The sequence below is a fragment of the Streptomyces sp. NPDC087270 genome (assembly GCF_044744625.1).
In the GTDB taxonomy this organism is placed as follows: Bacteria; Actinomycetota; Actinomycetes; order Streptomycetales; family Streptomycetaceae; genus Actinacidiphila.
On record NZ_JBIUYR010000023.1, the window covers coordinates 109550 to 131233 of the forward strand.

At 72.4% G+C, this 21684-nt stretch carries 16 protein-coding genes and 1 pseudogene; 4 read left to right on the plus strand and 13 right to left on the minus strand.

Translation table 11 applies throughout. The features are described 5' to 3' along the window. Positions 1-15 precede the first annotated feature (15 nt). A complete protein-coding gene (locus tag ACIPAE_RS34510; RefSeq protein WP_402450701.1) occupies positions 16-1488 on the minus strand; it encodes a diaminobutyrate--2-oxoglutarate transaminase family protein in 1473 nt (490 codons plus the stop codon). A 179-nt stretch (positions 1489-1667) separates the two neighbouring features. Between ACIPAE_RS34510 and ACIPAE_RS34515 the strand changes: the two genes are divergently transcribed. Next, positions 1668-2840, plus strand: coding sequence for a trypsin-like serine peptidase (locus ACIPAE_RS34515; RefSeq protein WP_402450704.1), 1173 nt, complete (start codon positions 1668-1670; stop codon positions 2838-2840). 117 nt (positions 2841-2957) lie between these two features. Here the strand turns inward: ACIPAE_RS34515 and hflX are convergent, their stop codons facing one another. From hflX to miaA, 5 genes are all read right to left on the minus strand, one after another. Further along, entirely contained in the window at positions 2958-4457 is a 1500-nt protein-coding gene (gene hflX, locus ACIPAE_RS34520; protein ID WP_329364040.1) for a GTPase HflX, read from the minus strand. 217 nt (positions 4458-4674) lie between these two features. Next, positions 4675-6891, minus strand: a complete 2217-nt coding sequence (locus ACIPAE_RS34525) for a RelA/SpoT family protein (protein ID WP_402450707.1) — start codon at positions 6889-6891, stop codon at positions 4675-4677. Between the two features lie 242 nt (positions 6892-7133). Then, positions 7134-8039, minus strand: a complete 906-nt coding sequence (gene dapF / locus ACIPAE_RS34530) for a diaminopimelate epimerase (RefSeq protein WP_402450708.1) — start codon at positions 8037-8039, stop codon at positions 7134-7136. Between the two features lie 76 nt (positions 8040-8115). Further along, the gene (locus ACIPAE_RS34535) at positions 8116-8697 is read right to left on the minus strand and encodes a hypothetical protein (protein ID WP_402450711.1); all 582 of its coding nucleotides are present in this window, start codon (positions 8695-8697) and stop codon (positions 8116-8118) included. A gap of 243 nt (positions 8698-8940) precedes the next feature. Then, positions 8941-9873, minus strand: a complete 933-nt coding sequence (gene miaA, locus ACIPAE_RS34540; protein WP_402450714.1) for a tRNA (adenosine(37)-N6)-dimethylallyltransferase MiaA — start codon at positions 9871-9873, stop codon at positions 8941-8943. A gap of 245 nt (positions 9874-10118) precedes the next feature. On the opposite strand from miaA, the gene ACIPAE_RS34545 reads away from it, so the two are divergent. Next, positions 10119-10343, plus strand: a complete 225-nt coding sequence (locus ACIPAE_RS34545; protein WP_402450716.1) for an antitoxin — start codon at positions 10119-10121, stop codon at positions 10341-10343. A 187-nt stretch (positions 10344-10530) separates the two neighbouring features. On the opposite strand, the gene ACIPAE_RS34550 is transcribed toward ACIPAE_RS34545, so the two are convergent. Next, a complete protein-coding gene (locus ACIPAE_RS34550) occupies positions 10531-11298 on the minus strand; it encodes a class III extradiol dioxygenase subunit B-like domain-containing protein (protein WP_402450718.1) in 768 nt (255 codons plus the stop codon). Between the two features lie 229 nt (positions 11299-11527). Continuing rightward, positions 11528-13036 carry a tRNA (N6-isopentenyl adenosine(37)-C2)-methylthiotransferase MiaB gene (miaB, locus tag ACIPAE_RS34555; RefSeq protein WP_402450720.1) on the minus strand — a complete coding sequence of 503 codons (1509 nt, stop codon included), beginning with the start codon at positions 13034-13036 and terminating at the stop codon, positions 11528-11530. 145 nt (positions 13037-13181) lie between these two features. Here miaB and ACIPAE_RS34560 point away from each other — a divergent pair, with 145 nt between their 5' ends. After that, positions 13182-14180, plus strand: a complete 999-nt coding sequence (locus ACIPAE_RS34560; protein ID WP_329364052.1) for a TAXI family TRAP transporter solute-binding subunit — start codon at positions 13182-13184, stop codon at positions 14178-14180. A 57-nt stretch (positions 14181-14237) separates the two neighbouring features. Here ACIPAE_RS34560 and ACIPAE_RS34565 read toward each other — a convergent pair whose 3' ends face one another. After that, positions 14238-15674, minus strand: coding sequence for a HAMP domain-containing sensor histidine kinase (locus tag ACIPAE_RS34565; RefSeq protein ID WP_366409990.1), 1437 nt, complete (start codon positions 15672-15674; stop codon positions 14238-14240). Positions 15675-15695: 21 nt separating this feature from the next. Then, positions 15696-16445: a response regulator transcription factor gene (locus ACIPAE_RS34570; protein WP_328470197.1), complete on the minus strand. Its 750-nt coding sequence runs from the start codon at positions 16443-16445 to the stop codon at positions 15696-15698. A 366-nt stretch (positions 16446-16811) separates the two neighbouring features. Here ACIPAE_RS34570 and ACIPAE_RS34575 point away from each other — a divergent pair, with 366 nt between their 5' ends. Next, complete coding sequence (locus ACIPAE_RS34575; RefSeq protein ID WP_402450723.1) at positions 16812-18542, plus strand: FAD-dependent monooxygenase; 1731 nt, start codon at positions 16812-16814, stop codon at positions 18540-18542. Positions 18543-18579: 37 nt separating this feature from the next. Here the strand turns inward: ACIPAE_RS34575 and recX are convergent, their stop codons facing one another. The 3 genes and pseudogenes from recX to ACIPAE_RS34590 all read right to left on the minus strand — a co-directional run bounded on the left by recX (position 18580) and on the right by ACIPAE_RS34590 (position 21639). Beyond that, entirely contained in the window at positions 18580-19428 is an 849-nt protein-coding gene (recX, locus tag ACIPAE_RS34580) for a recombination regulator RecX (protein WP_402450725.1), read from the minus strand. Beyond that, positions 19367-20488, minus strand: a pseudogene (gene recA / locus ACIPAE_RS34585) (recombinase RecA); the annotation flags it as partial. The pseudogene recA and the gene recX, both read right to left, overlap by 62 nt. Before the next feature lie 32 nt (positions 20489-20520). Further along, a complete protein-coding gene (locus tag ACIPAE_RS34590) occupies positions 20521-21639 on the minus strand; it encodes an AI-2E family transporter (protein ID WP_329364058.1) in 1119 nt (372 codons plus the stop codon). Between the last annotated feature and the right edge of the window lie 45 nt (positions 21640-21684).

The window sequence follows — 21684 nt, forward strand, 5'->3', positions numbered from 1 at the left end:
GTGCGGTGGTCGCCCTCACGGGGTGCCCGCCGGCTGTGCCTCGCCCGCTCGCAGGGTGTCGATCCCCCTGGCCCGCCCGCCGATGGGGCCGCCACGGCTGCCGGCGTCGGGCACGTCGGCGGCAGCGACGGCGTCGGAGAGCCGGTCCAGTACGGCTTCGGCCTGCTCGTCGGTGATCGTCAGCGGTGGCAGCAGCCGTACGACGCTGGAGTGCCGACCACCCAGTTCGATGATCAGACCGCGCCGCAGGGCCTCCTGCTGGACGCGGGCGGCGAGACGCGGCGCGGCAGGCAGCGCCCCGCGGTCGTCGGGCTCGGCGCCGGTGTCCACGAGTTCGACGCCGATCATCAGGCCGCGGCCGCGCACGTCGCCGATGCAGGCGTGGTGGGCGGCCAGACCGCGCAGCCGGCGCAGGATGCGGGACCCGACCTCCTCGGCCCGCTCGTGCAGCGCGTTCCGCGCCACGTAGCGGATCGTGGCAGTGCCCGCAGCCATGGCGAGTTGGTTGCCGCGGAAGGTGCCGGCATGGGCACCTGGGTGCCAGGCGTCCAGTTCCTCGCGGTAGACGATCACCGCGAGCGGCAGGCTGCCGCCGATGGCTTTGGACAGCACCATCACGTCGGGCACGATGCCGCTGCGCTCGACCGCCCAGAACGTACCGGTGCGGCCGACTCCGGTCTGCACCTCGTCGGCGATCAGCGGGATGCCGCGGGCCGCGGTGATCTCCCGCATCCGGCGCAGCCAGGAATCCGGGGCCGGGATGACGCCGCCCTCGCCCTGGACGGGCTCCAGCAGCATCGCCGCGGGCTGCTGCACGCCTCCCTTGGGGTCGTCGAGCAGACTGGCCGTCAGCCGCGCGGACAGCTCCGCACCGCGCTCGCCCCCGGTCCCGAACGGGCAGCGGTAGTCGTACGGATACGGCAGCCGGGTGACGCGCGCGTCCGCCTCGGCGGTGGCTCGCGCGTCGGTGTCGCCGGTGGCCGCGAGGGCCGCCGCGGTCATGCCGTGATAGGCGCCGGAGAAGGCGAGCAGGCCGGTCCGGCCGGTGGCGATCCGGGCGAGCTTGATGGCCGCCTCGACCGCGTCGGTGCCGGCCGGGCCGCAGAACTGGATGCGGCCGTGGTCGGCGAGCGCGGGTGGCAGCGTCTCGAACAGGGCGGTGGTGAAGTCGTCCTTCACTGGCGTGGCGAGATCCAGGACGTGCAGGGGCGCGCCGGAGTCCAGCACCCGCCTGACCGCCTCCAGGACCACCGGGTGGTTGTGGCCGAGCGCCAGCGTGCCCGCGCCTGACAGGCAGTCCAGGTAGCGACGGCCGTCGGCGCCCTCGATGGTCATCCCGCGGGCGCGGACCGGCACCACGGGCAGCGACCGCGCGTAGGTGCGCGCCGCGGACTCGCGCTGTGCCTGTCTGCGCAGGATCGCCTCCCCCGCACCGAAGTCTTCGGCGGGTGCCGTGAGTTGTCCCGGCACGCTCGAAGTGGCCGCCACGTGTGCTCTCCTCCTGCTCGGCGTTCCGTCCGTCCCCCATCCGTACTAACGACGCGGTCACCGACCGATCACGGGCCGTCGCCCGACTTTCCCGCGCGGAACCGCCCACAGGTCCGGTGCCGTCCATGAATCAGGCAGCACACGAGCCACGAACGCACGAATCAGGGGGACATACGTCCATGCCATCGATACGCAGGCCGCTGATCGCCGTGGCGGCCGCGGCACTTCTCGCGGGCGCGGCCACCGCGTGCGGGCCGTCCGGGAGCGACGACGCCAAGGCGACGACGTCGCCGAGCACCACCGCGGCGGCCAGGAAGACACTGCCCAAGCTGCCTACGTCACTGCCCACGAGCCTCGGCGACCTGAAGAAGTGGGAACAGGCGTACAAGGACGGCGGCTGGAAGAACTGGGACAAGTCGTCGTGGCTTCGCAAGGCCCAGGACTTCGTCAACCCGGTGATCGACGGTCTGTGGAGCAACGACCGGATGAAGGGCGCCGATCAGGACGACAAGCAGGTGCCCGCGGATGTGCCCGCCGACCAGGGGAAGACCGACCCGGTGCCGGCGCCCGAGGCGGCCAGGAAGGTCGGCTCGCCGTACCACGACAACGCGCCGGCGGTCGGCAAGCTCTTCTTCGACAGCCCGAAGGGGCCCATGGTCTGCTCGGCCACGGTGGTCGACGATCCGGCGCACCCGGGCAAGTCGAACCTGGTGTGGACGGCCGGGCACTGCGTCCACGCGGGCAAGAGCGGCGGTTGGTACCGCAACATCGCCTTCGTGCCCGACTACAACGACGCCGGTCAGAGCGCGGCCGCGCTGGCGAACGCGGGCGTGGACAAGCTCGCGCCGTACGGCGTGTGGTGGGCGGACTGGGCCGGCACCTCGGACGAGTGGATCGACTCCGGCTCCGAGGAGGGCGGCGGCGGGTCGCCGTACGACTTCGCGGTGCTGCACGTGACGCCCGCGAAGGGCTCCGGCGGCAAGTCGCTGCAGGAGACGGTCGGGGCGGCGATGCCGGTGTGGTTCGACGCCCCCTCGACGACGCAGATCAAGACCATCGGCGCATGGGGCTACCCGGCGGAGGCGCCTTACGACGGCCAGCGGATGTACGCCTGCCAGGGCAAGCCGGGCCGGCTGTCGCTGCTCGCCTCGGCACCGACGGAGTACCGGCTCGGCTGCACGATGACCGGCGGTGCCTCCGGTGGCGGGTGGTTCGCCACGATGCCGGACGGCAAGCAGGGGCTGGTCAGCAACACCTCGATCGGCCCGGTCACGGCAACGTGGCTGGCGGGGCCCCGGCTGGGCGCGGACGCGAAGAAGCTCTACGACGGAGTGAGCAAGAAGTTCAGCTGAGCCGGGTGACGGTGACAGCGCAGTGACGGGTAAGGGTCCGCCTCCAGGAGGCGGACCCTTACCCGTTGTCGTGCGCCCAAGAGGCGGACCTCGGCCCGGTGGCCGGTCGAACTCCGGTCAGTGCTGGGCGGCGAGGGTGAACGGCGCCAGCTCTGCGGCCAGATCCTCGTGCACCCGCACCCGCAGCAGCGTGCCTTCGCCGGTGTGCTCCTCGGAGAGCACCTCGCCGTTGGCATGCGCCCGGGAGACCAACCCGCCGTGGGTGTAAGGCACCAGGGCCTCGACCTCCACCTGCGGGCGCGGCAGCGCGTCGTCGATGATCTCCAGAAGCTCGTCGATGCCCTGCCCGCTGCGCGCGGACACCGCGATGGCGTGCTTCTCGGCCCGCAACAGCCGCTGGAGGACCAGCGGGTCGGCCGCGTCAGCCTTGTTGACCACCACGATCTCCGGCACCTGGAGTGCGCCGACATCGCGGAACACCTCGCGGACCGCGGCCAGTTGCTCCTCGGGCACCGGATGCGAGCCGTCCACCACGTGCACGATCAGGTCGGCGTCGCCGACCTCCTCCATGGTGGAGCGGAACGCCTCGACCAGGTGGTGCGGCAGGTGCCGGACGAACCCGACCGTGTCGGCGAGCGTGTAGAGCCGCCCGCTGGGCGTCTCGGCGCGCCGGACCGTCGGGTCCAGGGTGGCGAACAGGGCGTTCTCCACCAGGACTCCGGCGCCGGTGAGCCGGTTGAGCAGCGAGGACTTGCCCGCGTTGGTGTAGCCGGCGATGGCCACGGACGGCACCTTGTGGCGCCGCCGCTCCTGGCGCTTGAGGTCGCGGCCGGTCTTCATCTCCGCGATCTCCCGGCGCATCTTGGCCATCTTCTCGCGGATGCGCCGCCGGTCGGTCTCGATCTTGGTCTCACCGGGTCCGCGGGTGGCCATGCCGCCGCCCGAGGAGCCGGAGCCACCGCCACCCATCTGCCGGGACAGCGACTGGCCCCAGCCGCGCAGCCTCGGCAGCATGTACTGCATCTGCGCGAGCGAAACCTGCGCCTTGCCCTCACGGGACTTGGCGTGCTGGGCGAAGATGTCCAGGATCAGCGCGGTGCGGTCGACCACCTTGACCTTGACGACGTCCTCGAGGTGGATCAGCTGGCCGGGGCTCAGCTCACCGTCGCAGACCACGGTGTCGGCGCCGGTCTCGACGACGATGTCCCGCAGCTCCTGCGCCTTGCCGGAGCCGATGTACGTAGCCGGGTCCGGCTTGTCGCGGCGCTGGACCACGCCGTCCAGCACGATGGCGCCCGCGGTCTCGGCGAGGGCGGCGAGTTCGGCCAGCGAGTTGTCGGCGTCGTCGACGGTGCCGGAGGTCCACACCCCGACGAGCACCACGCGCTCCAGACGGAGCTGCCGGTACTCGACCTCGGTGACGTCCTCCAGCTCAGTGGAGAGTCCGACGACCCGGCGCAGAGACGCGCGGTCGGAGCGGTCGAACTGGTCGCCGTCCCGATCCTCGTCGATCTCGTGGCTCCAGGCCGCGTCCTCTTCCATCAGGGCGTCGGCCCGAAGGCTCTCCGGGAGGCGCTGGCGGTTGTTCGAAGAAGAGGAAGAAGCGTTGGAGGTCATCGGGTCCTTCGGTCGTACGGTCAGTGGCCGGCAGCCGTGGTGGCGCCGTTACCTTTGATGGTCGCACGCCGGGGCGGAAGGGTCACGCGACTTTCGGTCCGACCGGCGGCCGGTTCCGCGAGAAGTTCGCATTCCGAACGAAATCCGCACAGGATCACCCGCAGGAGTGACGAAATCCGGGAACAGCGGGAAGCGACCGCCCGTTTACTCAGTGTGATCAGTTACGGACAGCAGCGACAGCAGGCTGGGCGCGGTAGACGTCGTACACGCCCGGCACCGACTTCATGGCCCGCATCAGCCCGGCGAGGGCTTCGGGCGCGGGCAGCTCCACGGTGTAGGTGTGCCGGACGCGATGCTCCTGCGGCGGCTCCACGGCCGCGGAGACGATGCCGATCCCCTGGGCGGCGATCACCTCGGTGAGGTCGGCGAGCAGTCTCGGCCGGCTGAGCGCTTCGGCGAGGACGGTGGCGCGGAAGTTCCCTGCGGAGGTGCCGTCGCGCCATCGGACGGGCACGGCGGTCCGCCCGGCCGCCGCCATCCGGGAGCCGGCCGGACACCCGGCCCGGTGCACCGCGACGGTCCCGCCGCGGATCACGAACCCGGTCACGCGGTCCGGCGGCACCGGCGTACAGCAGCGCGCCAGCCGCACCGCGGCACCGGGCAGGTCGGTGACGGCCACCGGGTCGGTGTCCGGCGTGCTGTCGACCGCCGGCAGCGGACGGGCGGCGGGCGCGGCGGCCGGCCGGGCCCCGCCGGGCGCGGTCGGGTGCAGCGCCAGCCAGCCGGTGATGGCGATCCGGGCGGCCGGAGTGGTCGCGTGCTCCAGCCATTCGGGGTCGGGGCCCTCGGGCTCGCGCGCCGACGCGGCGGTGTCGTCCATCAGAAGCTGGAGAGCGTCGCCGTCGCGCAGGCGGGTGCCGAGCGGCGCCAGCCTGCCGTTGACCCGCGCGCCGACGCAGGCGTGGCCGGCCTCGCCGTGGACGGCGTAGGCGGCGTCCACGCAGCTCGCGCCCGCGGGCAGCCGGAGAGTGCCGGAGCGGTCGCCGTCCTGGCTGGTGAAGACGGTGATCTCGCGGTCCTGGGCGAGGTCGTCGCGCAGCGCCGTCCAGAAGGTGTCCGGGTCCGGGGCGGCGCGCTGCCACTCCAGCAGCCGGGCGAGCCAGCCCGGCTGGGTGGGGTCGGGGTCCGCCCAGCCGTCCCCGGCGGCGACTGCCGCCTCCGGGCCCTGCGCGGCCTCGGCCGCGTAGGGGTCGCCGAGGGCGATCACACCGGCCTCGGCGACACGGTGCATCCGCTTGGTGCGCACCAGCACCTCGGCGATCCGGCCGTGCCGGTCGGCGACGGCGGTGTGCAGCGATTGGTAGAGGTTGAACTTGGGAGCGGCGATGAAGTCCTTGAACTCGGCGATGACGGGGGTGAAACAGGTATGCAGCTCGCCCAGCACGGCGTAGCAGTCGGCGTCCTCGTCCACGAGGACGAGCAGGCGGCCGAAGTCGCAGCCGCCCAGTTCGGTCACGCCGCGCTTGAGCATCAGGCGGTGCACGGACACGGTGTGGCGGGGTCGGATGCCGACCTCGGCGGCGATGCCCGCGTCACGCAGCACACCGCGCAGGTCGTCGGCGACGACGGAAAGGGGGTCGGGCCGCGCCCCGGCCGCTTCGATCATCGCGCGGGTGCCGGCGTGCTCCTCGGGGTGGAGGATGGCGAAGACCAGGTCCTCCAGTTCGCTCTTGAGCGCCTGCACGCCGAGCCGTTCGGCGAGCGGGATGAGCACGTCGCGGGTGACCTTGGCGATGCGGGCCTGCTTCTCGGGCCGCATCACCCCGAGGGTGCGCATGTTGTGCAGCCGGTCGGCGAGTTTGATCGACATCACCCGCACGTCGTTGCCGGTCGCGACGAGCATCTTGCGGAAGGTCTCGGGTTCGGCGGCGGCACCGTAGTCGACCTTCTCCAGCTTGGTGACGCCGTCGACGAGATAGCTGACCTCCTCGCCGAAACCCCGCCGGACCTGATCGAGCGTCACCTCGGTGTCCTCGACGGTGTCGTGGAGCAGCGAGGCGGTCAACGTGGTGGTCTCGGCGCCGAGTTCGGCGAGGATGAGGGTGACCGCGAGCGGGTGGGTGATGTACGGCTCGCCGCTCTTGCGGGTCTGCCCCCGGTGCGAGGACTCGGCGAGCACATAGGCGCGGCGCAGGGTCTCGACCTCTTCGCGGCCGGCCTCGGGATGGCGGGTGCGGTGGACCTTGATCAGATGCTCGATGGCACCGGGCAGGCGGCCCCTGCTGTGGCCGTTGCTCCCCAGGAGCGCCACCCGGCCCAGACGGCGGAGGTCGATCCGGCGCAGATCAATCCGGCGCAGCCCGCGCCGGACGACATCGGCGGCGTTCTCCGCGCTCTCCGCGTTCACCGCGTTCACCGCGTTGTCTGCGCTCATCGGGGCCTCCCGGCAGCGTGGACCGGCTGCGGGAACTCACCACGCCCCGTGGGGCCGCGCCGGTGATTGATGCTATCGAGCCCACCACGTGCGGCTGCCACGCTCTCGCCGAGAGTGATCCCCATCACCCGTTCGAGGGAAGGCGTACGGGTGTGGTGACCTGATACGTCCGGTTCGGGTGGGGCGAGCCGGCGCCGACGGTGCCAAGGCGGCCCGCGAAGGGACCGCCGGGGGCCGCCGGGTCAGCGCCCGGAGCCGGCGAGCCAGGCGGGGTCGATGGTGCCTTCGGCGAGGATGACGGCGGGACCGGTCATCTCGATCTCGCCGTCGGCGCGCTCGGTGATCACCAGACGGCCGCCGGGCACGTCGACGGTGTAGGTGACCGGCTGGCCAGTGGCAGTGGGGTCCAGACCGTCCCTGCGGGCGGCGGCGACCATCACCGCGCACGCGCCGGTGCCGCAGGAGCGGGTCTCTCCCGAGCCGCGCTCGTGCACCCGCATGGCGACATGGGCGGGGCCGCGGTCGACCACGAACTCGACGTTGGTGCCGTTCGGATAGGCCGAGCCGGGACTGACGGCGGGTGCGCGCAGCAGGTCGCCGGCGTCGTCCAGGTCGTCGACGAAGGCCACCGCGTGCGGGTTCCCCATGCTGATGTGCACGGCGGGCCAGGTGCGGCCGTCGACACCGATGTTGACGGCGCCGCCGGGCAGTTCGGCGGGCCCCATCGTGACGGTGACATCGCCCGGTGTGCCGTCCGCGCCGTCCTTGCCGATGTGGACATGCCGCACTCCGGCGCGGGTGGCGATGTCCAGGTCCCCGGCGCCGGCGCGTCCGGTCCGCTGGAGATAGCGGGCGAAGACCCGTACGCCGTTGCCGCACATCTCGGCGATGCTGCCGTCGCTGTTGCGGTAGTCCATGAACCACTCGGCCTCGGCGGCGAGTGCGGCCGCCTCCGGATGGGCGGCGGAGCGCACGACCCTGAGCAGACCGTCGGCGCCGATGCCCGCCCGCCGGTCGCACAGCCGCGCCACGTCGCCCGCCGACAGTTCGAGCCGGCCGTCCGGGTCGGGGACGATCACGAAGTCGTTCTCGGTGCCGTGGCCCTTGAGGAAGGCGATGGGGGCGTCGGCGGAGGGCGCGTCAGTCACAGGTCCGATCGTACGTGGTCGGCCGTCGTCGGTGCCGGGTATGCCGCCCGCACGGCGCTGACCTGGCGGCACGCCGTCAGCGCAGCCGGGCGACCCGCCAGACGGCGAGCAACGCCAGCAGCACGATGAGAGCGGCGTAGCCGGCGACGTAGCGCCAGTCGGCGCGCTCGCCCGAGCCCCGCGCGGGCAGTCCCGGCCAGGTCTGGCCGATCCGGCGGGCAGCCGCCAGGCCCCACCCGGCCGCGCAGCAGCACAGCAGCAGGCCGAGCATCGCGACCACCGGGCCGGTGTCCCCCGACTCGAAGGCGAGCGGGAAGGCGAACATCAGCGAGCCGCCGACGGCCAGGGCGACGATCGGCGCGATCTGCCAGATCCGCAGCCGTCGCTGCGGCCGCAGCTCGCGGAAGGACTCGCCGTCCGCCATCGACGGCATCGGCTCCCCGGCCTCGAGCGGGTCGAGGTCGTCCAGCACGCCGAGCGGTTCCAGCCGGTCGAGCCGTTCCAGGTTGTCGTACCGGTCGAGCGACGCGACCGACGCGAGCGGATCGCCGGGGTCGTCCGGATCGACGGCGACGTCGGCCGCGGAATCGGGGCCGGGCTCGGGGTCGGCGGGCGCGTCCGGACCGATCAGCGCGTCCGGATCGAACGGAGCGTCCACGGAGTTCAACGACTCCAGGGAGTCCAGTGGTGGACGGGAGTCCGGAATCTGCCCCTGCCGGTGGTTCCGGTTCCGACTCCTCGCCGAGCGGTCGGAGTCCGTCGATGTGTCGCGCCCCGGTGGGGTGTCGCGTGGGCCGGCTGCCATCGCCACGCGCCCTCCCGTACGTCGACACAGTAGCTCGAAGCACGATGATGACACGGGCGGGAGGCGCCTCCGGGACACCGAGGCGTCCCGATGCAATCACGTGATCAGGCTGTGACCGCTTCTTGGAGTATCCCGCGCCAACGCCAGCGCCTGCCCGGCGAGTTCCGTTCCCTGGGTCGTGAGCCAGTGCACACGCGGGTCGCGCCGGAACCACGAGTCCTGACGCCGGGCGAAGCGCTTGGTGGCGCGTACGGTCTCCGCGTGCGCCTGCTCCTCGGTGCAGTCGCCGGCGAACCAGGCGAGCACCTGCTGGTAGCCCAGGGCGCGCGACGCCGTACGGCCCTCGCGCAGCCCGGCCGCCTCCAAGGCGCGCACCTCCGCGACGAGTCCGGCCTTCCACATCCGGTCCACGCGCAGCGCGATCCGCTCGTCGAGCTCGGGCCGCGGGACGGCGACCCCGATCTGCACGGTGTCGTAGACGGACTCGGGGCCGGGCAGGTTCGCGGTGAAGGGCTGCCCGGTGATCTCGACCACCTCCAGCGCGCGCACGATCCGGCGGCCGTTGCTCGGCAGGATCGCCCGAGCGGCCTCGGCGTCCACGGCGGCCAGCCGGGCGTGCAGGGCACCCGGCCCCCGCATGTCGAGTTCGGCCTCCAGGCGGGCGCGGACGGCGGGATCGGTACCCGGGAAGCGGAGGTCGTCGAGGGCCGCGCGGACGTAGAGCCCGGAGCCGCCGACCAGGATCGGCACCTTGCCCTCGGCGTGCAGCCGGTCGATCTCCTCACGGGCCAGTCGCTGGTAGTCGGCGACGTTGGCGGCCTGCGTCACGTCCCAGATGTCGAGCAGGTGGTGCGGCACACCGCCCCGCTCCTCGTCGGTGAGTTTGGCGGTGCCGATGTCCATGCCCCGGTAGAGCTGCATGGAGTCGGCGTTGATCACCTCACCGCCCAACTCCCGTGCCAGGGCGACGCCCAGATCGGACTTGCCGGCCGCGGTGGGCCCGACGACGGCGATCACGCGCTTGTTCACCCTGCAAGTCTCCCAAACTCCGCCGTGACGTACCGATCGAGTGATGATCGCAGGCGCCGGCCGACCGGTTGTCCACAGGGCGTGGCGCTCGGCGGCGCGAAAAGCCGGCAGCACGGGTATGGTCGAGAAGTGGAGGGCGCCATGTGCCCTTTGGTGTGCTTTGCGACCTGGTCACCGCCGGTGTCGGCGCATCCCGGCCGTCCCCCTGGCCGTCACTTCGAGGGGAATCCCAGGGAAGGTGCCAGATGAGCTTCATGGACTCGATCAAGGGCAAGCTCGGCGTGTCGAAGGACAAGGCCGCAGACCTCGCCAAGCAGCACGGCGACAAGATCCAGCAGGGCCTCGACAAGGCGGCCAAGACCGTCGACTCCAAGACCGGCGGCAAGTACAGCAACCAGATCAACTCGGGTGTGGGCAAGGCGAAGGACGCCGTGAAGGGTTACGGCGACAAGGGCCGCGACGCCACCTGAGCACCGACCCAACCGGTCCTGGTTCCGGGTGCCTCCCCGGGCCGTGACCAGCGCGCGGACGTATGAGCGCGCGCCCTGATGCCGGACGGCCGCGGACCCCACCATCCGCGGTCAGTCCACGTTCCGGGCCGACGCGCGTACGCGTCCGCACCGCACGGCGGCCCCACAGCTCGCCCCGGCGGGCCCGCTACGTCCAGGTCGCGACGAAGTAGCCGACCCCGTACGGCGCCGCGTCGTACAGCAGCTCACCCGCCAGCCCGGCGCCGCGTGCCGCTCCCGCCAGCACCTGCCACGGCGCCCGCCCCGCCGCCTGGACCGCCTGGGCCAAGGCCGTGTCGAGCCCCTCCAGCGCCGCGGTGTCGGCCGCGCCGAGCGCCGCGGCCACGGCGGCGTCGAACGGTTCCGCCCGCTCGTCCAGATAGCCGGGTGCCTTGACCGTACGGCACGCACTGCCGTCGCCCATGACCAGCAGCGCGACCCGCGGCGCCGCATCGGCGACGGCCCGCCCGGCCACCGCGCACCGCTCCTGCTCCAGTTCCTCCCCCACCCCGAGCCCCTCGACGGGCGACGCCTGCCAGCCGCGCAGCAGCCACGCGGCCACCGCGAGCGAGGACGGCAGCGGAACCGGCAAGGCGGGCGGCGCCACGTCCACACGGTCGGAGGACGGCTCCGCGGTTCGCTCCTCGGCGGGCTCGTCAGCGCGCGGCTGTCCCAGCGTCACGTCGACCGCGACGCCGTAGCCGCGGAAGGAGCCGACCGCACCGGGAGGGAAGACCTCGCGCCCAGGTCGCGGGGCCGGACCGACGACGACCAGCCGTTCCGGTCGCGCCGCGGCCAGCACGCCGACGGCGTCCGCGCAGGCCGCCCGCAGGGTGTCCAGCTCGGGCGCGGCACCGGCCGCGACCTCGGGTACGAGCAGCGGCGGGCAGGGGCAGACGGCAGCGGCGACCAGCATGATCGGAACCCTACCGGCCCGGCCTCCCACCGGCCCGGGTCCCCGCCGCCGGTCTGACGCCGATACGTCCCCGCTGACGAGCCACGGCCGCGTGCCCACGCCGACCGCGTCCCCGCCCGACGGCAGCCCCCGGTCGCCGCCCAGGGCACTCTCGAAGGCCGCCGACGGCCCTTCACCGCCCCTGCCGGCCCCGCACGCCCCATCTTTGCGGCCGCGACGTCCGCGGCCCTCAGTCGAGCGCGCAGCCGCCCGCCGGCACCGCCTCGGGCGAGGGAGCCGGAGCACCGATCGTCGGCAGGCCGAGCATCACGCCTGCGGGCTTGGCGGCCGCAGCGCCCCGGCGCCGCTCCCAGGCGTCACCGGCGCGAGTGCGGCGGACCGACAGCGGGGGCCGCTCGGCGAGCAGGTGGTGCGGGGCTCCGTAAGTGATCTCGACGGTCGCCATGTCGCCGGGCCTGACCTCCTGCTCCGGCCGCGCGAAGTGCACCAGCCGGTTGTCGGGGGCACGGCCGGACAGCCGGTGGGTGGCGTCGTCCTTGCGTCCCTCGCCCTCGGCGACCAGCACCTCCAGGGTGCGGCCGACCTGCTTCTTGTTCTCCTCCCAGGAGATCTCGTCCTGGAGCGCCACCAGCCGCTCGTAGCGCTGCTGCACGACCGCCTTGGGGACCTGGCCGTCCATCTCGGCCGCCGGGGTGCCGGGCCGCTTGCTGTACTGGAAGGTGAACGCCTGCGCGAAGCGCGCCTGGCGCACGACCTCCAGGGTCTGCTCGAAGTCCTCCTCGGTCTCGCCGGGGAAGCCCACGATGATGTCGGTGGTGATGGCGGCGTCCGGCATCGCGGCGCGCACCTTCTCGATGATGCCGAGGTAGCGGTCCTGCCGGTACGACCTGCGCATCGACTTCAGCAGCCGGTCGGAGCCCGACTGGAGCGGCATGTGGAGCTGGTGCATCACGTTCGGCGTCTCGGCCATGGCGGCGATCACGTCGTCGGTGAAGTCGCGCGGGTGCGGGGAGGTGAAGCGGACCCGCTCCAAGCCGTCGACGGCGCCGGTGGCCCGCAGCAGCTTGCCGAACGCCTCGCGGTCGCCGATGTCGGAGCCGTACGCGTTGACGTTCTGACCGAGCAGGGTGACCTCGACGACCCCCTCGGCGACCAGCGCCTCGACCTCGGCGAGCACGTCGCCGGGCCGCCGGTCCTTCTCCTTGCCGCGCAGCGCGGGCACGATGCAGAACGTGCAGGTGTTGTTGCAGCCGACCGAGATCGCGACCCAGGCCGCGTAGGCCGACTCGCGGCGTGAGGGGAGCGTGGAGGGGAACGTCTCCAGCGACTCGACGATCTCGACCTGCGCCTCGTCCGCGATCCTGGACCGCTCCAGCAGCACCGGGAGCTGCCCGATGTTGTGGGTGCCGAAGACGACGTCGACCCAGGGGGCGCGCTTGACGATGGTGTCGCGGTCCTTCTGCGCCAGGCAGCCGCCGACCGCGATCTGCATGCCAGGGCGCGCGGCCTTCTTCGGCACGAGCTGGCCGAGGTTGCCGTAGAGCCGGTTGTCGGCGTTCTCCCGCACCGCACAGGTGTTGAAGACCACGACGTCCGCGCCGTCGGCGCCCTCCGGCGCCCGCACATACCCCGCGTCCTCCAGGAGGCCGGCCAGACGCTCGGAGTCGTGGACGTTCATCTGGCACCCGTAGGTGCGGATCTCGTAGCTTCGCTGGAGAGCGGTGTCCTGCGCGGTCATGCCCCCAGGGTAGGCGGTGCCCACGACATACCCGAACCCGGTTTGCCGCCGGGCGGACAGCGACAGCGCACGGGGTGGCGGCCGGGGCCGCCCGGTCCCGGCCGCGCCTTCCTTCCCGGCGGCACGGCTGGCAGGATCGCGGGGCATGGACCTCACCCGCCTCGGCAGCCGGCTCGGCACCCGACGTGCCCTCCAGGTCGTGCTGGCCGCCGCCTCGGCCCTGGCACTGCTGCTGTGGTGGCTGCTGCCGACGGACGGTCCGTCGTACCCGAAGGGGCCGATCTCGCTGGCGACCGGGGTGCAGAGCGGGGTCTACGAGAAGTACGGCGTGCTGCTCAAGAGCGACCTGCGGACCGCCCTGCCCGGTGTGAAGGTCGACCTCAAGCACACCGAGGGCTCCGTGGAGAACATCGAGCAGGTGGCCGACGGGCGCTCCGACTTCACGATCGCCGCGGCCGACGCGGTCGCGTCCTACCGCGGTCCGAACAAGAAGGACCTGCGGGCGTGCGCCCGGCTCTACGACGACTACATGCAGCTCGTCGTGCCGCGCGACTCCACCGTGCGGTCGGCACGGGACCTGCGCGGGCTGCGGGTGGGCGTCGGACAGGCCGGATCGGGGGTCAACCTGATCACCAGGCGGCTGCTGACGGCCGCGGGCCTCGACATCGCGAAGGACGTCACCGCGGTGCCGGTCGGGATCGACCAGGCGCCCTCGATGCTGCTCTCCGGCAAGCTCGACGCGTTCTTCTGGTCCGGGGGGCTGCCGACCGCGGCGGTGAGCGCGATGGCGTACCCGACCGACCGTATCCGGCTGGTCCAACTCGGCGACCTGGTGGCCAAGCTGCACTCCATGGGATCGCAGATGCAGTACTACCGGCAGGCGATGATGCCGCCGGACGCGTACCCGCGCGCCCAGGGCGGTCAGTCCGTCGCGACCATCGCGGTGGCGAACCTGCTGGTCACCACGGACCACGCCGACGCCGCTCTGGTGCAGCGGCTGACCAAGGCGGTGATCGACAGCAGGGACTCCATCGGCAAGGTGGTGCACGCGGCCCAACTGGTCGACCTGCGCACCGCCGTCTTCACCGACCCGCTGCCCCTGCACGTGGGCGCGGAGCGCTACTACCGATCCGTGAAGCCGTAGCCGGCGCGCCCGTACGAGCCCCGCGCCACCGGCTGGTCCGAGAGTGTCCGCTCCACCTCACTCGGCGGGTCGTGCCGATGTCACCGGCGCGGTGCGCGGCACCGCCAGCCGCACCTCCAGGCCGTGCGGCTCGCGGCGCCCGAAGCTGATGCTGCCACCGCCCTGGCTGAGCAGCGCCCGCGCGATCGACAGGCCCAACCCCGAGCCGTGCACGTTCTGGTGGCGGGCACTGCGCCAGAACCGGTCACCGATCCGGTCGAGTTCGTCGTCGTTCAGGCCAGGTCCGCTGTCGGCCACCTCGATGGCGACCTGATCGCTGTCGACCGCCACCCGTACCGTGACCGCGCTGCCCTCGGGGGTGAACTTGATCGCGTTGTCGATCACAGCGTCCAGAGCGCTGGACAGCGCGATCGCGTCGGCCCACGCGGTGGCCCCTCCGTGCGCGGGCGCGCTGAAGTGCACGGCGACACCCTCCCGGTCGCCGCTGGGCCGCCAGGCGTCGGCGCGGGTCCTGGCCAGTTCCGCGATGTCGGTGACGCCCAGGTGGCTGCCCGAGCTCTCCGCGACGGCGAGGCCGAGGAGGTCGTCGAGCACCTGGGCGAGTCGGTGGCCCTCCTCCTTCACGGATTCGGCCTCGGTATGGCCGTCGGGCAGCTCGAGGCCGAGCAGCTCGATCCGCAGCAGCAGGGCGGACAGCGGATTGCGCAACTGGTGCGAGGCGTCGGCGACGAAGGCGCGCTGCTGCTCCAGCACGGCCTCGACGTTGTCCGCCATCTCGTTGAACGACCGGACCAGACGCCGAAGTTCCGGGGGTCCCCCGGATGCCCCGACCCGCGACTTCATCCGGCCGGTGGCGATGTCGTGCGTGACCCGGTCCAGCGTCGCGACCGGCAGCAGCACCCAGGCGGTCAGCCGCACCGCGAGCAGGACCGCGATGGCCATCGCCGCGAGCTCTCCGGCCGCGAGCAGCAGCCAGCCGTGCAGGATGCGCGAACGCAGCGCGCCGGTGGGCGAGTCGGTGACGACCACCGCGACCACGTCGCCGTCCCGCACGATCGGCGAGGCGATGGCGAGCATGCGGTGCTGCCACGGCCACACCTGCTCCGGATTGTGGACGCGCCGCCCCAGCAGCGCCGAGTCGTACGCGTCGTACAACTCCCCGCTGGACGGGACCCGCCAGCTGTGCGGCGCCGCGGCCATCGACGTGCGGTCCCGGTAGAAGACGCCGGCCCTGATGCCGTAGAGCTGCTCGTAGCGGTCGAGTTCGGTCACCAGCGTGTGCAGCCGCTCGTCGTCCTCCGGGTCGACGACCGTGTTCTCGTCGCGAGCCGTGACGAACTGCGCCAGCGCCGCGAAGCGGGTGGTGTCGTCGATACGGTCCACCACGACGCGCTGCTGCTGGGCGGCCGCCTGGCTGGCGGCCAGCGGGAACCCGAGCGCGAGCAGGACGCCGGCCATCAGCACGATGAGCAGCGGCAGGAGTCGTGAGCGCACGGCGGTCCTCGGCTTCTGCGGTCAGCCGGCCGGCACGACGAGCCGGTAGCCGACCCCGCGCACCGTCTCGATCATGGCCGGGGTGCGCAACTTGGAACGCAGCGAGGCCACATGCACCTCCAGGGTGCGGCCGGTTCCCTCCCAGGCGGTGCGCCACACCTCGCTGATGATCTGCTCCCGGCGGAAGACCACCCCGGGCCGCTGGGCGAGGAGGGCGAGCAGGTCGAACTCCTTGCGGGTCAGCGCCACCGGATCGCCGTCCACGGTGACCCGCCGGGTGGACGGTTCGATCACCACCTGGCCGAGCGACATCGGGGTCCCGTCGGCGGCGCCCGGCATGGTCACCACCGGGCTGCCGTTCGGCGGTGTGGCCGGCCCCGCGTTCTGGGCGGCCCCGGGTCGCAGCGGGGGTCGGCGTACCACCGCGTGGATACGCGCCAGCAGTTCGCCGGTGTCGTACGGCTTCACGACGTAGTCGTCCGCGCCCAGGTTGAGACCATGGATGCGGGACCTGACGTCGGAGCGAGCCGTGACCATGATCACCGGAGTGGCGCTGCGGCGCCTGATGCGGCTGCACACCTCGAAGCCGTCCTGGTCCGGCAGCCCCAGGTCGAGCAGCACGCAGTCGTACTCCGGGCCGCCGTCGGGAAGCAGCGCCTGGATCGCCTCCTCGCCGCTACGGGCGTGGCGCACGTCGAAGCCGTGCTTTCCGAGCACAGCGGAGAGGGCGGCGGCGACCCGGTCGTCATCCTCCACCAGCAGCAGTCGCATGCGTCACCTCCTCCTCATCCGCCGGAACACCCGCGTTGGCGCGGACTTCGCCGCTCCGCCCGCGGAATGGGTCATGGACCTGTCGATCGAATCCACGCCGATCGGGACCCGCACGTCAAGGGGCTACCGGCTCCCGCAGCGGACCGTTACCCAGCCGGTACGCTCCGGGGACGGGGAAGGCACGCAGCGGCGATTCCCGTGGCGGCGGACCGGTGCCGCGGTGTGCGCCCCGGGTGCGTCGCGTGCGCGGCCGATGTGCGCCCGATGAACCGCCCGCACCGCGCCGACGTGCGACTGTCGCTTGACGTGGGCAGGCGCAGTGAGTTGCATACGCTTTGTGACCGCAACTCTTCCGGGGGCCGCTGCGTGGACCCCGTGATCGTCGCGGGGGCCGGCCCAGTGGGTCTGACCCTCGCTCTCGCGCTGGCCCACCGCGATGTGCCCGTGATCCTGCTGGACGAGGCGGAGGTGCTCGGCGGAGCCGAGGGGCTGCGGCAGGCACGCACCTGCGTGCTCGGTCCGGCGACCGCAGCGCTCGTGGAACGCCTCGGCTACGGCGGACTGCGCGGCGACGGCGCGACCTGGACGGGCTGGCGCACGCTGCGCCGGCGTACGGAGGTGTTACGGCTGGACTTCGGCGCCGATCCCGCGGGCGCGCCGGTCCATGTCGCGCAGTACCTGCTGGAGAAGGGGTTGCGGACGGCGCTTTCGTCCCGCGGCTCGGTGCGTGTCGTGTCCGGCTGCCGGGTGGACGCGGTGGAGCAGGACGCGCGCGGGGTCACCGTGCACACCAAGGGCGCCGAGGAGACCTGGTGGCGCGGCAGTTACCTGGTGGGGTGCGACGGTCCGCGCTCCACGGTCCGCAAGCTGCTGGGCGTACGTTTCCCCGGCCGTACGGCGGTGGATCGGCACGCGGTGGTGACGGTGCGGACCGAACTGCCCGAACCCGGTGTGGCGCTGTTGCACCGTGATCCGCCGGGAGCCCCGGCCGGGCAGGAGATCACCGCCCGCCCGCTGCCGGACGGACGGTGGCGGATGGACTGGCTGCTGCCGGTGCATGGCCGTCAACTCACCTCCGACGCGCTGGTGGAACGTCTCAGGGCCGCCCTGACCGCCTGGTGCGGCAAGGTGGTGCCGTACGAGCTGGTCGGCTCGGCCGACTATCCCGTCCATCAGCGGCTGGCCCGCGCCTGGCGGGCCGATCGGGTCTTCCTCGCGGGGGACGCGGCGCACCTGATGGGGGCGCTGGGGGCGCAGAGCGTCGAGGAAGGGCTGCGCGACGCCGAGAACCTCGCCTGGAAGTTGGCACTCGCCGTCCACGACGGCGCTTCCGATCTCCTGCTCGACAGCTACGAGGCGGAGCGGCGAGGCGCGGTCGGCACCCGGCTGCGCGCCACCGACCAGGCGCTTCCGCTGCTGCGGGCGAACGGTGCCTGGCAGACGGTCCGCCACAGCCTGCTGTCCGGCTCGGCCCGCGGCCAGGTCGAGTTGCTGACCGACAGCCATCTCGGGCGCGGCGGCACGGCTGCCTCCACGGTGTACGGCCGCTCACCGCTGACGGTACCCGCGCCTCGGAGTTCCGCCAGGTCGGGCGGGGTGTCGTCGCTGGTGGCCGAGTGCGACACGCGGCCGGGCGAAGCGGTGGCCGACGTGGACGTCACCGCGCTGGACGGCACGGTGAGCCGGCTGCGCGACCGGCTCGGGCGCGGGTTGGTGGTGGTGCTCGTCGCGCCCGGGACCGGGGTGTGGGAGTCGCGGCACTGGCTGACGGCCGGTCTGATGCCGCGGCTGGCGTCAGCGGTGGCCGCGCTGCCCACCGGGGCGGAGCTGCTGGTCGCCGAGACCTATCCGGGGGCGACCGCGCACACGGTGCTGCTGGTCCGGCCGGACGGGCACCTGGTGGCGGCGATGGTGGGCTGCCGGCCCGCCGAGTTGTACTCCTACGCGGACCTGGCCCGGGGAGGTCCGCCGGCACCGGCGGGCAGCCGGGACGACCCAGCCGACGACGCCACCCCCAATGAGGGTGGACCCGACCGCCCGGACGGGCGTCCGGGGGGCGATGCGGCCGGTCACCAGGTCAGCGGGCGCACCGGCTGACCCGGCGAGCGGCGAGCGGACCATGACCGCTCCGCGCCTATTCGCCTTGCCATGCCCACCGCTCCTCTTCCGTTTCCTCACCGTCGGCGCCTTCGGCCGCCAGTGCGTCGCGGACCACTCGCAGGGACATGCCCTCCGGGTATCCCTTGCGGGCGAGCATGCCCGCGAGACGTCTGATCCGCCGATCGCGGTCCAGGCCACGGGTGGCCGGCAACCGGCGCCGGACCAGCTCGCGGGCGGTCTCCTCCTCCTGCTCGGAGTCGAGCAGTTCGACGGCCTCGGTCACCAGCTCCGCGTCCACACCACGGTGGCGAAGCTCGCGGGCGAGGGCGCGGCGGGCGAGGCCGCGGCCGCGGTGTCGTGACTCCACCCACGCGTTGGCGAACGCCTGGTCGTCGATGAGGCCGACGTCCTCGAAGCGCTCCAGGACGTGCTCGGCGACGTCGTCGGGGATCTCGCGCTTGCGCATGGCGTCGGCGAGCTGCCGACGGGTGCGGGGGGTCCCGGTGAGCAGGCGCAGGCACAGCGCCCGCGCCTGCTCACCAGGATCGAGCGGCGGCTCTCGCGAGGCCCTCGACTCGGAAGAGCCGCCGCGCTTCTGGGACTTGCGCTCCATGGCGTCAGACCTTGGCGGCGGTGGCCTTGGTCGCCTTCTTCGGAGCGGGGACATCGGCCTTGGCGGGCTCCGCCTTGGCGGACGCGGCCGACCCTGCGGCGTCGGCCTCCGGCTGGGCGGCCGGGGTCTCGGGCTTCGGCACGCCGACGCCGAGCTTCTCCTTGATCCGCTTCTCGATCTCGTCCGCGAGGTCCGGGTTGTCCCGCAGGAAGTTCCGGACGTTCTCCTTGCCCTGGCCGAGCTGGTCGCCCTCGTAGGTGTACCAGGCACCCGACTTGCGGACGAAGCCGTGCTCCACGCCCATGTCGATCAGGCCGCCCTCGCGGCTGATGCCGTGGCCGTAGAGGATGTCGAACTCGGCCTGCTTGAAGGGCGGCGCGACCTTGTTCTTGACGACCTTGACACGGGTGCGGTTGCCGACCGCGTCAGTGCCGTCCTTGAGGGTCTCGATCCGGCGGATGTCGAGCCGGACCGAGGCGTAGAACTTCAGGGCGCGGCCACCGGTGGTGGTCTCCGGCGAGCCGAACATCACACCGATCTTCTCGCGGAGCTGGTTGATGAAGATGGCGGTGGTCTTCGACTGGTTGAGCGCGCTGGTGATCTTCCGCAGTGCCTGGCTCATCAGTCGGGCCTGGAGGCCCACGTGGGAGTCGCCCATCTCGCCCTCGATCTCGGCCCGCGGCACGAGGGCTGCCACGGAGTCGATCACGATGAGGTCGATGGCGCCGGAGCGGACCAGCATGTCCACGATCTCCAGCGCCTGCTCGCCGGTGTCCGGCTGGGACAGCAGCAGGTTCTCGATGTCGACGCCCAGGGCCTTGGCGTACTCGGGGTCGAGGGCGTGCTCGGCGTCCACGAAGGCCACCGTGCCGCCGGCCCGCTGGGCGTTGGCCACCGCGTGCAGGGTGAGGGTGGTCTTGCCGGAGGACTCCGGACCGTACACCTCCACGACGCGGCCGCGGGGCAGCCCGCCGACGCCGAGCGCCACGTCCAGCGCGGTCGACCCGGTGGGGATGACCTCGATGGGCTCGTTCGGCCGGTCGCCGAGCCGCATGACGGCGCCCTTGCCGAATTGCCGTTCAATCTGCGCGAGCGCGGCGTCGAGCGCCTTCTCGCGGTCGTTTCCTGCCATGGACTCCACCCGGGATGTCTGGTTCGATCGCTTCACGTCCATGACGCTAGCGCCTGGCACTGACAACGCGCCCGCACGTCGTCCGGGACCTGTGGATAACTCCGGCCGACGTGTGCGCCCGGCACCGGCCGGAGTTCGCGCCGCCACGGCGGGAGATCCGCCGGGCCCTCTCCATATGAATGGATGTTCGATTTTCATGTCAAGCGACCCGCCGAGCGCGCCCGGGTCGGTCACATCCGCGGGTCGGTGACCTCGTAGCGCCTTACATAGGCGGTGAAGAAGCCCTGGAGCGTGGCGGTGGCCGGGATGGCGATGAGCGCGCCGACCGCGCCGAGCAGCGCCGTCCCCGCGATCACCGAGCCGAAGGCGACCGCCGGATGGATGTCCACCGTACGCGCGGTGATCCGCGGTTGGAGCAGGTAGTTCTCGAACTGCTGGTAGACCACGACGAAGCACAGCACCCACAGCGCGTCCCACGGGTCCTCGGTGAACGCGACGAGGATCGGCAGGGCCCCGGCCAGGTAGGTGCCGACGGTGGGGATGAACTGCGAGACCAGCCCCACCCAGACCCCGAGCGCGGGGGCGTAGGGAACACCGAGCACCTGGAGCAGGATGTAGTGGGCGAGCCCTGAGACCACGGCCATCAGGGCTCGGGAGTAGAGGTAGCCGCCGGTCTTGGCGACCGCGATGTCCCAGGCCCGCAGGACTTCCGCCTGGTGCGCGGGCGGCAGCATGGAGCACAGCGTGCGACGCAGCCGGGGCCCGTCCGCGGCCAGGTAGAAAGTGAACAGCACCACCGTGAAGACCTGGAAGATCGTGCCGATGACCGTGGCCGAGATGCCCCACACGCTGGCGGCACCACTGGTGAGGTAGGTGCGCACCCAGTTGGAGTGCAGCACCTTGTCATGCAGCTTGCCGCCGGTGTCGATGTGCGTGTGGAAGGTCCGGTTGATCCACTTCACCACGTCGTCGACGTACTGCGGCAGGTTGCGCACGATGGTGCCGATCTGGTCGACGAGCAAGGAGCCGACGGCCAGCAGGAAGCCGGCGGCGGCGACCAGCACCACGAGCATCACGATTCCGGTGGCCAGGCCCCGGCGGATGCGGCGCCTGGCCATCCAGTCCACCGCGGGCTCGATGGCCAGGGCGCAGAAGAACGCGACCAGGACGTTGACGAGGAGTCCGACCAGCCGGTCGAACGCCCAGTGCGCGAACTGGTAGCAGGCGACGAGGGCGAGCGCGAGAAGGAGCGCGCGAGGCAGCCAGCGCGGCATGCGCGCACGTGACGGGCGCGATCCGTCGCCGGGCGCGTCGGGCGCCGGGTCGGGAGACTCGTCACGTGCTGCCACAGGCCAAGTCTGGGCCCTACCTCCGATCAAGTCCTGATATCAGGG